The 14,568-nt window shown below is 35.8% G+C and carries 9 protein-coding genes and 1 pseudogene; 6 read left to right on the top strand and 4 right to left on the bottom strand.

What is annotated here, in order from left to right:
- Window positions 1–30 precede the first annotated feature (30 nt).
- Window positions 31–3,867, bottom strand: coding sequence for a type IX secretion system sortase PorU (porU, locus tag P700755_RS11495; RefSeq protein ID WP_015024840.1), 3,837 nt, complete (start codon window positions 3,865–3,867; stop codon window positions 31–33).
- A 164-nt stretch (window positions 3,868–4,031) separates the two neighbouring features.
- Here porU and gldJ point away from each other — a divergent pair, with 164 nt between their 5' ends.
- The 6 genes from gldJ (at window position 4,032) to P700755_RS20280 (ending at window position 11,206) form a co-directional block, all read left to right on the top strand.
- On the top strand, window positions 4,032–5,678 hold the full coding sequence (gldJ, locus tag P700755_RS11490) for a gliding motility lipoprotein GldJ (protein ID WP_015024839.1): 1,647 nt from the start codon (window positions 4,032–4,034) through the stop codon (window positions 5,676–5,678).
- Window positions 5,679–5,741: 63 nt separating this feature from the next.
- Window positions 5,742–7,025 (top strand): UDP-N-acetylmuramoyl-tripeptide--D-alanyl-D-alanine ligase, encoded by a 1,284-nt coding sequence (locus tag P700755_RS11485; RefSeq protein ID WP_041758342.1) that lies wholly within the window; start codon window positions 5,742–5,744, stop codon window positions 7,023–7,025.
- The gene (locus P700755_RS11480; protein WP_015024837.1) at window positions 7,015–8,361 is read left to right on the top strand and encodes an MATE family efflux transporter; all 1,347 of its coding nucleotides are present in this window, start codon (window positions 7,015–7,017) and stop codon (window positions 8,359–8,361) included. The genes P700755_RS11485 and P700755_RS11480 overlap by 11 nt, the downstream gene beginning before the upstream one ends.
- 78 nt (window positions 8,362–8,439) lie before the next feature.
- The gene (locus tag P700755_RS11475; RefSeq protein WP_015024836.1) at window positions 8,440–9,549 is read left to right on the top strand and encodes a vWA domain-containing protein; all 1,110 of its coding nucleotides are present in this window, start codon (window positions 8,440–8,442) and stop codon (window positions 9,547–9,549) included.
- A gap of 1 nt (window position 9,550) precedes the next feature.
- Window positions 9,551–11,014: a hypothetical protein gene (locus P700755_RS11470; protein WP_015024835.1), complete on the top strand. Its 1,464-nt coding sequence runs from the start codon at window positions 9,551–9,553 to the stop codon at window positions 11,012–11,014.
- A gap of 21 nt (window positions 11,015–11,035) precedes the next feature.
- The gene (locus tag P700755_RS20280) at window positions 11,036–11,206 is read left to right on the top strand and encodes a hypothetical protein (protein WP_015024834.1); all 171 of its coding nucleotides are present in this window, start codon (window positions 11,036–11,038) and stop codon (window positions 11,204–11,206) included.
- A 133-nt stretch (window positions 11,207–11,339) separates the two neighbouring features.
- On the opposite strand, the gene P700755_RS11465 is transcribed toward P700755_RS20280, so the two are convergent.
- From P700755_RS11465 to P700755_RS21320, 3 genes and pseudogenes are all read right to left on the bottom strand, one after another.
- Window positions 11,340–12,617 carry a metal-dependent hydrolase family protein gene (locus P700755_RS11465; protein ID WP_015024833.1) on the bottom strand — a complete coding sequence of 426 codons (1,278 nt, stop codon included), beginning with the start codon at window positions 12,615–12,617 and terminating at the stop codon, window positions 11,340–11,342.
- Window positions 12,618–12,806: 189 nt separating this feature from the next.
- A complete protein-coding gene (locus P700755_RS11460) occupies window positions 12,807–13,922 on the bottom strand; it encodes an SDR family oxidoreductase (protein WP_015024832.1) in 1,116 nt (371 codons plus the stop codon).
- Window positions 13,923–14,335: 413 nt separating this feature from the next.
- A pseudogene (locus P700755_RS21320) lies at window positions 14,336–14,448 on the bottom strand (integrase core domain-containing protein); the annotation flags it as partial.
- Between the last annotated feature and the right edge of the window lie 120 nt (window positions 14,449–14,568).

The following is a 14,568-nucleotide window of genomic DNA, read 5'->3' as shown; positions in this document are numbered from 1 at the left end:
TGGAGTTTTGAATTGACAAATATATATAATTTAAAGGATGACAAGTTTTTCATATTTTTCGACTTTTTGTTGAGTTAATGTAGATTTGACTGTTAATTTATAGACGTAAACTCCTTTCCCTATTTTATTACCAAAATCATCTCGCCCATTCCAGCTTAAGTCTCTAAAAAGAAATCCGTTGGTATTAGCAATTTGATTTTGTGTCCAGACCAATTTCCCAGTAACTGTAAATACTTGGACCATCACTTCCAAAGGCTCGAAAGGACGGTTGTGGTTAAACCAAAATTCTGTGTAATCTATAAATGGATTAGGATAGTTTAAGACCCGAGTTATTTTAAGCTCATCTTCTCCGGCGACTACAAATTGAATATCTTGAGTTTGAGAATTATTGTACACATCCCAGGCTTTAAAACTTAAGGTATGCTCACCATCTTCCAAGTCTCTGAGTCTAAAGTAAACCTTACCGTTTGTAAAATCATCCTGTTCAGCTTCATAATATTCATTTAATACGATAGGGTTTGACTCGTCTCCATCCAATATCGCTATAATATCATGACCAATCCCTCCCGCAGTATTTATCCCATTTTCATCTTCCAAAAGTGCGAAAATAAATGGCTGATTATCAGTTATCCCTCCATTCACAAAGTTTTCATCATTCATGTAAAGATTTATAAGTGGGCCTTGGTTATCTTCTGGTGCATCTTCATTTAAACCCCCTATCAAAATATCGGTATTAAACCCACTATACTCCTCAAGTTGATTTTCACTAGAAGAATATAAACTCACTCTCCCTTTATCTACGGGTAAGCGTGTGTCTTTTGGCAGCACAAATTCAAATTCAAACTCACCATTAACCACACTAGCTTGGCCTCTAAAAAGGCTTTCTCCTAAAGTGGTAAAGTCTAAAACAGCAAGTTCTCCATTTCGTCTAGCTCCGTCGTTTCCTAGGGTTTGTCTATCGATTCTCTTATCGAACACAATAACCGAAAGATCTCCTTTATACTCTTGAAGTCGTTGGTTATTGGCATTTAGGATTTGACCTTTAAACTTGTATTTACCTAAGGCTTGTAAGGTATCTGTAAATTGACCTATAGAAATGTCATTTATACTAGATAATTGAACTCTTGACTTAGGAAGGGGGAGCTTCATCGCTGGGTCTCCAACGAAAAAGACAATTCGCTTACCGTTTCCAGAAATGTCTTGTTTTGCCCTAGCTACAGATTGAGCTATGGTTTCATTATTATTTGAAAAGTCAAATAAGAAGGGAGCAAAAACATTATTAAACTGTACTCCTGCAAAAACACTTATAGCCCTAGTCGTCGTTACTAACGAAACAGCTCCTCCATCTTCATTCCAAAAGGTAAGCTCTCCCCCAGTCATACGAAGTGGATTATCAAATTTGGTGAATTCGCAAGTTATCGTCACAAAACAATTGAAACGAGCTGGATTTCTCCAGTCTTGAGTATTAGTTTGTGTAACGATTCGCTCTTGAGCCAAGCCATCTTCCCCGCCATGCCCAAAATAATTAACCACAGCAGCTCCCACCTCTATGGCGTCTGTTATAGAACGGTTGACTTCTGGATATCGATTTCCTCCAGCACTAGTGACTTGCTGGAAAGCATCAGAATGAATTTTTTTGACGTTAACCGTGGGTTTGTTCGCCGAAATTTCATCACCGAGATTATCTAAATCAACTTGCAGACCATAATCATTAGAATCATCTGCATCATCAGAAATAAGAACAAAATTATTTCGCCATTGCGCATATGATTCCTTTTGTTCTGAAGAAATTATTTTATCGACCATCGCATTAGCCCGTTGTGGAGTGTCTGCTAAAATTCTACCAACGGCTAGATCCATGAGTTCACCAGAACCCATTTGTCCTTCGCTTGGATCCATCATCACAAAATAATCGTCTGACATAAATGAGGAAACAGTAGTAGAAAAGCTTCCTAAACTTTGATAAGTAGGAACTATATTGGTATTTCCTTGCAACCTATTTTTATAATCTACAGAAGCATCTCCAATCAACCCCAAAAATTTAATCCTATTTGCAGGCGAAGAGGCATTATCATAGATATATTTTACAAAATTCCGAATAGCTCCTATGTCTTGTTTGCCAGAATTAAATTCTTCGTAGATGTCCTCAACTGTAACAGTTTTAACTACTAGCCCATCAGTGTCTCTTCTATATTGAGCAAGTCTATTGGCAGCTGACATAAAATCTGAACGTGTCACTATTAGGTAATCTATGTCTTGAAACTGACCTTGGGCATTTGTGAGAATACTCCCCTTCAAATTTTGACGAGGAACTTGCTCATTACCAAATTCTATACTTGGCGAAAAATAAGTGGAAGTCACCGCCTGAAATTCTTTCGCTGATCCTAGTGGGCTTTTAAAAGAAAAAGTATTGGCTTCATTAGGATTTGATATAAAGCTGGGATTTATAGGATCTGTGATATCCCAAACTTGATCTACCCCTGAAGAGTTTTGGATAAGGTACTCTCCAACACCAGGCAAAGTACTCACATCCGTGTTTTTAAATTTAAATTGAACTTCACTGGCGATAAGATCTCTTCTGGCTTCTAAAGAAATATAGTCCAAAAACCCCCTAGCTCCAGGATTCCCGTTTTTGTTGTAAGTAAGTTGTATCGTGACTTCATCGTTACTTGAATTAACTTGGGTTAAAAACTGAGCACCGCTTGAAGGGTTATTATCTCTAGTCGCCGAAAGATTAATCGGACTGTTTAGAGGCTGTCCATTGATCGAAACAGTAAAAGAGGATCTTAATGGGGAAATAGCTCCTAGGTTAATATTTAATTGGATAGACTCCGACTGAACAAGATTAGGAAACGCAAACTCATAAGTTCGTTCAGTTTCCACATCAAACCTATCACCAAACCATTTACGCCCTACCAGTGATAAGCTGGTTTCATCGACTTCATAAAATTGATAATCATCAAATTCTGTAATTGTAGTCGTTGCTGCAGCCACAGGCAGACCTAAAGTTGACATGCGTTTACCCCCAGAGGAATTCACTGTCAAATAATAATACGACCTATCTGCATAAAGATTTAAGTTGGTTTCACTTTCTTCACTCCACCCTTCAGTATTGGTTGCATAAAACAAAATATAATCTCCTGAATTAAAAACTCCGTCTCCACCATCAATAACTTGGATAGATAACTCTGGAGGATCAAAATAAAGGTTGTCTTGATTTACTAAAGGGAGCATTCCTCCACCATGCCCAAAGATTTTAAGGTTACTAGAGGGAATATTACTTTCAGTAATCCCCAAACTTCTAAGGAATGAAAAATCCAAACGGTGAGCACCCGTGTTGTTAACATAAAACTTAGAAATATTCCCGCCATTAAATATCGAATTGGAAACAGCAGAAGTGTTTCTTGAAAGATTTTCATTTCTATTAATGGTTGCGGAAGATTGAGAAGTGGCTGAAGGAACAATCTCAAAAGAAACAATTCTATAAATAGAATTGTTTTCAGAATAAAAGGGGTTTAAGATTAAAGCCAACTTTGTAAAGTCAGGTCCTTGAGCTAATTTAAATTTATAAGATAATTCATCAGGAATAGAATTTATTTGATTTGAAATCTTTTCAGAAACCACAACGGATTGAACATTTGAAAGTCTATAATTAATAGAATTTAAATTAAAAAAATGAGTATAATTCAAACTTTGTCTGCCATCATCATAATCAAAGTAATTAGCATCTAGCTGAGATAAATCAATATTTTCTTCTGAAGATTGAGCAATTTTATTATCATTACGCCAATTTATATTAACTTTATCAACTTGTGAAGCAGCGATGAAATAGATAAAAAGGAATGAAAGCGTAATAAAGAATTTCATTTTTAAAATCTTTTAGTTAATGCTATAACGGATAGCCTACAATGATAGTATATTATAATAAAAATTGAAGCTAGATTTAAAATAATTGATAGACTAAAAAATATACTTGTTGATAACTCGTTAATCATTATATTGCCAACAAAATCTTGGTCAAAATCATAATTATGAAAAACTTCTTAAAATCTTGCATCCTTGTATCACTAGTCATCCTTGCAACAAGCTGCAATAATTCTAGAGATTACAATAGTAGTTCTAGAGCCACAGGGTGGGACTTAAGTGGCAGAGATGGTGGTGTGAGTTATAAAACCGACTATGAAGAACAGGAGCCAGGTCCAGGTCTTGTTTTCGTGGAGGGAGGGACTTTCACCATGGGTAGAGTAAAAGATGATGTCATGCATGATTGGAACAATACCCCAACTCAACAACATGTACAATCTTTTTATATCGATGAAACTGAAGCCACCAATGTGATGTATCTAGAATATCTAGATTGGTTAAAGCAAGTTTTTCCTCCGACCGAAGAACGTTACAAAAATATTTATACAGGTGCTCTACCAGATACTTTGGTTTGGAGAAACCCTTTAGGATTTAATGAAAACATGGTCAATAATTATTTGAGACATCCAGCCTTTCATACGTATCCAGTTGTTGGAGTAAATTGGATTCAAGCTACTGAATTTAGTCAATGGAGAACGGACCGTGTTAACGAAAAACGTCTATCAGATAAAGGGTACACCTCAAGAGATGCCTATAAAAATAGCAGTGCTGATAATATTTTTAGTACAGAAACTTATCTTAACGCACCTAGTAAAGTGTACGGAGGTAATGATTCTATTACCAGAGGAGGAAGAGAAACGGATAGAAAGTTAAGAAATAATCCAGATAGTAGTAATGTCTACGTGCAGCGAAGAGATGGAGAACTTCTTCCCGCTTATAGATTACCTACAGAAGCCGAATGGGAATATGCTGCATTAGGGCAGAGTTCTTTAAGAGATTATAATTCCTATAGGGGTAGAAAAAAATATCCATGGGATGGTCAATATACCAGATCTGAAGATGGAAGAACCATCGGTGATCAACTAGCTAACTTTAAGCAAGGTCAAGGTGATTATGGTGGGATAGCAGGCTGGAGTGATGACGGAGCAGACATTACTTCTGAAGTAAGATCTTATGAATCTAATGATTACGGCCTTTATGATATGGCTGGTAACGTTTCTGAATGGGTTGCTGATGTATATAGACCTAGGCTTGATAACGAGTATAACGACTTCAATTATTTTAGAGGAAATGTTTATACCAAAAATGCAATTACTGAAGAAGGTAAAGTGAAGGTTTTAACTGCAGATGAAGTTATCTATGACACCTTAAGCAATGGTAAGATTATCGCTAGAAATATTCCTGGAGAATTAGCTCAAACCAGTATTGGTGATCAAGAAACCTATTTAAGAACGCAATTTTCGAAAAGTGATAATATTAATTTCAGAGATGGTGATAAATCATCTTCAAGATATTACAATAAGCAAGGAAATACTGTAAAAGGTGAAGACATGTACAACTCTCCTGATAACGAAGTGACTCTGAAAAATGGTGAAATCGACAGACGATATGATGGATCTTCAACCAGAACAACACTTATCGATGATAATGTAAGAGTCTATAAAGGAGGGTCTTGGAGAGATAGAGAGTATTGGCTAGATCCAGCGCAAAGAAGATATTTCCCTCAAGATATGGCTACAGATGATATTGGATTTAGAAATGCTATGTCTAAAGTCGGATCTAAATCTAACAAAGGACGAAGAACAAGAAATTAAAATATATTTATTTTTCAACTTAAAAGCTCTAATATTGTATTGGAGCTTTTTTTATTTCTCATTATGACAGCGATGACAGACTTATATTCGAAATTTGTTGATAGCAGCAGCATATGTACAGACACTCGTAAAATTGAGTCTAACTGTCTTTTCTTTGCTTTAAAAGGCGATAATTTCGATGGTAATCTTTATGCTGACCAAGCTTTGGAGAAAGGAGCTTCATTTGCAGTGATAGACAACCCAGATCTACAAGGAGACCGTAAGATCCTTGTTAAAAATGTTCTAGCAACATTACAAGATCTCGCTCATTTCCACAGGAAGCAACTCAAGATACCAATTGTAGCGATCACAGGAAGTAATGGAAAAACCACAACCAAAAAGCTAGTTTCAGAAGTGCTCTCTAAAAAATTTAAAGTCAGAGCGACTAAAGGTAATTTGAACAACCACATTGGCGTTCCTCTAACTCTGCTTTCGTTTACTGCTGAATTGGATTTAGGCATCATTGAGATAGGTGCTAATCATCAAAAAGAGATAGAATCCCTGTGTAAAATAGCAGAACCGAACTACGGTTATATTACCAATTTCGGAAAAGCTCACCTGGAAGGTTTTGGAGGAGTAGAAGGAGTCATAAAAGGGAAATCTGAACTTTACGACTATTTAATTCATCATGATGGTTTAATTTTCTTCAACAGAGACGACGATATTCAGGTTAAAAAAGCTGTCAATTACAAAAATTATAGCATTGGAGAAAAACCGCTATCAGACTGTAGAGTCACTTTTATGGATGCCAATCCTTTTGTTGAATTAGAATATTCTCATCTTCAAATTAAAAGCCAATTAATAGGCGAGTACAATTTTAAAAACATTGCGGCTGCTATAGGTGTAGGCCGCTATTTTGGAGTTGGAAAGGATGAAATCAAAGAAGCTATTGAAAATTTCGAGGCTGAAGAAATGCGTTCACAAGTTATCGAAAAAAATGATTTAAAGATTTTGTTAGATGCTTACAATGCAAACCCGACGAGCATGAAGGCTGCACTTGAAAGCTTTAAAAAAATGAGTTCACAGTCACAAACCGTTATCTTAGGGGATATGTTTGAAATTGGCGAAACTACTCTTGAGGAACATCGTCAAATCTTAAAAACCTGTGAGACTTTAAATTTTGATTCTATTCTTGCCTGCGGTGAGCATTTTTCTGAAGCGTCTAAAGGCTTTGAAAATATATCTTCATTTAGAACTAAAAAGGACCTGACAGCCTTTATATCGAAATACAAACCTAAGGCCTCTTCATTTATTTTGATAAAAGGATCCAGAGGGATGCAATTGGAAACCCTAATGGATGCCTTCTAAAAAAAGCATAAAAACACCAAAAGTCTCTTTCAGGGAAATTAATACCATTGCCCTACCTGCCATTGTAGCGGGTATTGCAGAACCCCTCATCTCTCTCAGTGATATCGCCATCATTGGTAATGTAGAAGAAAACGCTGTTGAAGCTTTGGCTGCTGCTGGAATTGTTGGCTCTTTCTTATCGGCTATTATTTGGATTTTAGCACAAACTAAAACTGCTATATCAGCAATGGTTTCACAGCATTTGGGCTCTAACCGATTGCATGCCGTTAAGACATTAGTGCCCCAAACTATCCTGCTCAATTTTATCTTGAGTTTAATCATTTACTTTGTGACTGACTTTTTTGCTGAACTTATCTTTAGTGCGTATAATGCTGAAGGATTAATTTTAGACTACACCAAAAGCTACTACAAAATACGAGCCTTAGGCTTTCCTCTCACCTTAGTAACCTTTGCGATTTTCGGTGTCTTTAGAGGTCTCCAAAACACACTTTGGGCCATGAAATGCAGCTTGGTTGGAGCGGCTGTAAACATAGGTCTCGATTTTTTACTCGTTTACGGAATAGAAGGTTTTATCCCTGCTTTGCACTTGGAAGGAGCCGCGATTGCAAGTGTAATTGCCCAGGGAGTGATGCTAGGCATGGCCTTATATTTTTTCTTCAAGAAGACTCCTTTTCATCTCAAACCAAGTTTAAAGATAAATCCCAATTTAAAGCCTCTAATTTCAATGGCTGCTAATTTATTTTTAAGAACCTTAGCTTTAAATATCGCCATCTACTTAGCCAATTCATACGCTACAGACTACGGAAAAAATTACATAGCTGCACAAAGCATACTCATGAATATTTGGCTATTCTTTTCCTTTTTTATCGATGGGTATGCCAATGCAGGAAATGCAATTGGGGGCAAACTACTCGGTGCAAAAGCGTATACCAAGCTCTGGAACCTCAGTAAAGATATAAGTAAATATGCTATAACTATTGCTTTAATTCTAGCTAGCTCTTGTGCTCTTTTTTACGATGAAATCGGACTTATTTTTAATAAAGACGAGCAAGTGTTACTTCTGTTTTCTTCCGTATTTTGGATAGTTCTCATCATGCAACCCGTTAATGCTATTGCATTTATGTTTGATGGAATTTTTAAAGGTCTAGGAGAGGCAAAATACCTCAGAAACGTCCTAATCGCCGCGACATTCTTAGGGTTTTGGCCAACTCTGTTAATTTTAGATTATTTGGGACTCAAGCTCTACGCGATTTGGATTGCCTTCTTTGTTTGGATGCTCATTAGGAGCTTAGCTCTAGTGGTTAAATTTCGAAACAAGTACCTCGATAAAACGTAGAAAAAACCAGTTTAGTTTTAAAAACAGTTTAACACAATCTTACTCCCTAGCTCCTTATAATTCAATTACTTTTAAACTATGGCAAATTATAGAAAAGGTATCATTTTTAGACCCCATGAAGAAAACACTAGTTTGTTTGATAAACTGCTGGATATCTTTATGGAATTGATTACTCATACCTCTGGCGATTTTGATGAAGCTATTGATTGGCTCAAAGAATTGGACAAGGCATACGAGATTACCACGGAAGAGTATACGATTGATGATTTCATAGAAGACTTAAAGAAAAAAGGCTATATCCGTGAAGAAGTTAAACCAGATGGTAATTCTGGAGTGAAAATAACCAATAAAACGGAACAAGCTTTAAGAAAGCATGCTTTAGAACAAATATTCGGGAAACTCAGAAGAAGCGGTTCCGGCAAGCATAAAACCAAACATACTGGGCTAGGCACCGAAAAAACAGGCGATTTAAGAGCCTTTCAGTTTGGAGATGGTTTTGACCAAGTTTCCATGACCGAAAGTTTCAAAAATGCACAGGTTAATCACGGCATTGATGAATTTAAGATGTCTGAAAATGACTTAGTGGTCAACGATACTCATCACCAAACACAGATGAGCACGGTGCTTATGATAGACATCAGTCATAGTATGATCTTATATGGTGAAGATAGAATAACACCAGCCAAAAAAGTGGCAATGGCTTTGGCAGAAATGATCACTACTAAATATGCCAAAGACACGTTAGACATCATCGTCTTTGGAAACGATTCATGGCCTATAAAAATCGGAGACTTGCCTTATTTACAAGTGGGTCCTTATCATACCAATACGGTGGCCGGACTTCAACTAGCCATGAAAATCTTAAGCAGAAAGAGAAATGCAAATAAGCAAATCTTTATGATCACCGATGGTAAACCAAGTTGCTTAAAACTTTCAGATGGGAGCTACTATAAAAATAGTGCAGGCTTAGATGAGGTCATCACTAAAAAGTGCTACAACATGGCTGCACAGGCCAGAAAATTGAGAATACCTATTACCACCTTTATGATTGCTTCTGATCCCTATTTACAGAAATTTGTAAGGGAATTTACCAAGTCCAACCAAGGCAGAGCATACTTCTCTGGACTTAAAGGTTTAGGAGAAATGATTTTTGAAGATTACGAAAATAACAAACGAAAAAAAATATAATATGCAATTGACTGCACTAAAGACACTTGGTGATTTAAAATCCAATTCTTATATATCCAAATCTATAAAAGAGGAGTTAAGAGATAATCTCATTCATAATTTAAAAAATGATAAATCTTCATTTGAAGGGATTTTCGGTTATGAACACACCGTTATTCCCCAACTAGAACAGGCTATTTTATCCAAGCATAATATCAATTTACTAGGCTTAAGAGGCCAGGCCAAAACAAGAATAGCAAGGCAACTTTTAAATCTACTGGATGAATACATCCCCGTAGTTGAAGGGTCTGAAATCAACGATGATCCTTTCCACCCTGTTTCCTTATATGCCAAAGAACTTGTTGAAGAGAAAGGAGATGACACCCCTATTTCTTGGTTGCACAGGAGTGAGCGTTTCGCCGAGAAACTAGCGACTCCAGATGTTACTGTAGCAGACTTGATTGGAGACATCGATCCTATAAAAGCGGCTAACTTAAAGTTGAGTTATGCCGATCAAAGGGTCATTCATTATGGTATGATTCCCAGAGCAAATCGTTGCATTTTTGTCATCAACGAACTCCCAGATTTACAAGCTAGAATTCAAGTTGCTCTTTTCAATATTCTTCAAGAAGGAGATGTTCAAATAAGAGGTTTCAACTTAAGATTGGCGTTGGATCTTCAATTTGTCTTTACAGCCAATCCAGAAGATTATACCAACCGAGGAAGTATTGTTACTCCTTTAAAAGATAGAATAGGCTCTCAAATTTTGACACACTATCCTAAAGATATTGAAATTGCTAAGCAAATCACCAAACAGGAAGCTCAACTGTCTGACTTCAAAAAAGAAAATATTAGTGTTCCAGATTTAGCAAGAACCTTAATAGAACAAATTTCTATTGAAGCAAGGCAGAGTCATTATGTAGATTCTAAAAGTGGTGTGAGTGCACGACTGAGTATTACTGCTTTCGAAAACTTAATGAGTACAGCAGAACGGAGAGCTCTTGTAAATGGAGATCATAAAACATGTCTCAGATTAAGTGATTTCAATGGTATTATACCAGCTATTACTGGTAAGGTTGAATTGGTTTATGAAGGGGAAGAAGAAGGTACTGAATTTGTTGCTCAGCAACTTATAGAAGCTGCAATTTTAAATCTATATCCCAAATTTTTTCCTGAAATCAAAAAACTAGAAAAACAGGATGAGGACCAGTCGTATGACAAAGTTTTGAATTGGTTTATGAAGAATGACGATGTTCAGTTTTTTGAAGATGACTCTAATGCAGAATATGAATCTGCTCTAGATAAAATAAAGCCTTTAGAGGAAATGCTGAATGAATATGTCTCCAATTATGAAAAAGGTGAAAAGTACTTTTGGATGGAATTTATCCTTTGGGGCTTATCTGTTCATAAAAAACTAGATAGAAACCAAGTCGATACTCAACTAAGTTTTGGTGATTCCTTTGGTAGTTTTATAAAAGGTTTATAATTTTGAATAAAATTGTAAATTATGCAAAGTGAACTTCCTAAACCTCATGATAATGAATCCTATAGAGCCTTTGAATTTTCAGAATTCATTCAAGAGAATTGGATTTATTTAGGCATCGTTCTTATCATGATTTACATTGTAGTGATGTACGCTAAAATTGTAAAAGACCGTAAAAAGAATAAAGATAATTAACCCAAGAACCATCTGATTCCTCAGGTGGTTTTTTTTTGTACTTTATGCATGCTAAGCAAACTTCAAAAGAATTATTAAATAATCAAGATCCTCAAGAAGAAATTAAAAAGCAAGCATCATAAAACTCAACCGATTATCGCTTAACCACTTTCCCATGTTTCATCACAAATATAACCTCTGTCATTGTAGAGATATCCTCTAACGGATTAGCTTTTACTGCAATAATATCAGCCATTTTTCCTTTATCAATAGAACCGTAGGAAGCTTCTACCTTTAATAATTGCGCAGGAATAATCGTCGCCGACTGAATCGCTTCCATAGCAGGCATACCTACTTCTACCATATAGCCAAACTCCTTGGCATTGTTCCCATGCTTAAACACTCCGGCATCTGTCCCAAAAGCGATATTCACTCCTTTTTTATAGGCTTTTTCAAACGTACTTTGAATTTTTGGACCTATAGCTTTAGCCTTAGGAACAACGAGGGCTGGATAATAGCCTTCAATTTCTGCGAGCTCAGCAACACTTTTTCCAGCGGTGATAGTAGGCACGTAGTAAGTATCGTATTCTTTCATGAGTTCCATGGTTTCTTCAGACATTAAGGTTCCATGTTCTATGGTTTTGATTCCAGCTCGTATAGCTCTTTGCATTCCTTCATCTCCATGAGCATGAGCAGCAGTGATCATTCCATAATCATTTGCCGTCTCAACAATAGCTCTTATTTCATCTTCAAAAAACTGAGGATTTTGTCCGCTTTTCGCAACGCTTAAAACACCTCCTGTTGCGGTAATTTTAATCACGTCTGCTCCATTTTTATAGCGTTGACGTACAGCTTGCCTTGCTTCATCAACACCATTAATCACTCCATCTTCCGGACCAGGATTTCCCATCAAGTCAGCTTTATAACCATTTGTAGGATCGGCATGACCGCCAGTGGTTGCAATAGCTTTTCCTGCTGAATATACTGTAGGCCCTACTACCAAACCTTTATTGATGGCATTTCTCAAACTCGTATTTACGCCGCTTCCGCCAAGATCTCTCACCGATGTAAATCCAGCCATCAAAGTGGTTTTTGCGTGCGCTTGAGCTTCAAAAGCAACATCCGCTTCATTCATCGTAAAGGGTTTGATGTAATTATCTTTAGATGTTTCAGATTCTAAATGAACATGCATATCGAATAAACCAGGAAGTACAGTAGAGGTTCTAAGGTCAATCAATTTAGCTTTTGAAGGAACTTTAATAAATCCATCTTCTACAGAATGGATCACATCATTCTTAACGATAATTGTTTTGGAGGATAAGACTTCGCCGGACTTTACGTCTATTAAGTTTCCACAATAGATATAGTGCTCTTGAGCTGATAAGGAGGCAAGTGACAGTAAGAATAGAAAAAATGCTAAAATATGCTTCATGATTTGGGTTTTTATAAATGTAGGGAATTAATATAAATAGCAACAACACGAAATATTTATCTTACTAATTTAAATTTAAGTAGGCATTATTTAATAGCATAATAGCTAAAGAAAAAAAAGAAGTTAAAGCTTAGTATGACTATTCAGCATATCCACAATCCACCTGTTTAAAATATAAGCGATCTTTTTTTAATAACTTTTTCGAAATTTTTTTTCAACTGAAAAATTGATCAAGTTCATGAAGTTCTCGTGGACACCCAAGTTAATATCCAACTCTAATTGATCTATCAGTTTTAAAATTTGATCGGGCTGAAACTGTAAATCTGGGACAGACACATATTTCTCAAAAAGGCTCCCAATACTTTTATAGTACAACTGTTCAAAAATAGTGAGGTTTTCAGGCATTTCCTCTATATACTCATAAGCATTAATGTCGAAAGACTCCAAAACATCGCCCACATAATCTTTATGGAGTATTTGCTTTGGATTTACTATGTTAAGCTCCTTTATATCAGGATTGAAATAAGCATATAACACAGCTTTAGAAACAAAATCTACAGGGACTATATTTAAGCCGCTCTTTTTATCGATCCAAATTCTAAAATTCTCTGTAGATTTCTTGGCGTATTTATCTAAAAAGATAGCCCAAGAATAGAAAACGTCAAATTTTGGTGTTTCAAAAAATGGTGCATCAATTAATCGGCCGCAAATTATACTTGGCCTTAAAATCTGAAATGCTATATGCTTTGCCTTGCAGGTTTCTTTTACAAAACGTTCACTCTCATATTTTGATTTCTCATAGGGGTTTCTAAAATCAGTAACCTCATACTGTTCTATGGCATCTTTTACTTTTTTATCCTGAATACCAAAAGAATAGGCTGTACTTATATAAAGAAATCGAGTTACACGCTCTGGCAACTCCTCAATGAGTTGCTTTGTTACCAAATAATTTTGCGCATGTACTTTATTTTTAGATTCACTAGTAAGCAGCAAACTAGTAGAACCCGCACAATGTATCACCGAATCAAAGACATACTGCTCTAAATACTCTTTAGTAATGGTAGACAGATCATGAGAAAGAACCGTTATTTTTTCCAGACACGCCTCTAGAGTGAAGTTGTCTAAAAAACAAGGACGAGTATGGCTTTGTAAAATATCGATCAAACGCTGTTGTGCCGATTTATTCCCATCTCTAATGACGACATAAAGATGATTTACAGATTCCTCAACAAGTGCTTTATGTATCCATTCAAATACGATGTGACTACCAACAATACCAGTCCCACCTGTTAAAAGACAATTCATAGTAATAATTTAACCTTACATATATAATGTAAATCTAGCGTTATATAAGGTAATAAAGTTAGAATAAGTTGAAAATCATCCCCTTCTTTTTTGGAGGTTTCTTTTGAGAATATTGGCTTTAGCCATTCAATTGTCCTCCTTTTAAATGCTTTAGTTTTTAGTCCACTTAGGTCAAGTCTCGACATTAAGTAATTGTCTTTCTTCGACTAAATATATTTGTTTAATACTATTCAATTCCCAGTACTTCAAGTACCTTAAATCTATATTTTTTGAACTATTCTTAGGTGAAGTTTAAAAAAATACTTGTTTAGTAGTACAAGTGCCGATAAAAAAATAAAAATAAACCAATTACTAAGTGCAAAGCCTTCAGGTGAAGTGTGTCTGGACTACCTAGTAAATTTGTGACTATTTCATTAAGCTACTTTTTTAATATTCCCTCTCAATTTTATTTCATTTCTAGTGGTGAGAGATATCCTAAACTAGAATGTAACCTTTCTGTATTATACCAATGAATATAGTCTTCAATAAACTTTGGATACAACGGTTCAATTTGTGCCACTCATTTCGGTTCAATATTTAGTTAAACAAAATGAAATCAGGAAAATGAAATTTTTAAACATTTTCGTTTTGGCTATCACATTTATAC

The organism is Psychroflexus torquis ATCC 700755 (assembly GCF_000153485.2).
Lineage (GTDB): Bacteria > Bacteroidota > Bacteroidia > Flavobacteriales > Flavobacteriaceae > Psychroflexus > Psychroflexus torquis.
The sequence above is the reverse complement of the archived record's forward strand: the minus strand, read 5'-3'. Positions and strand labels throughout refer to the sequence as shown.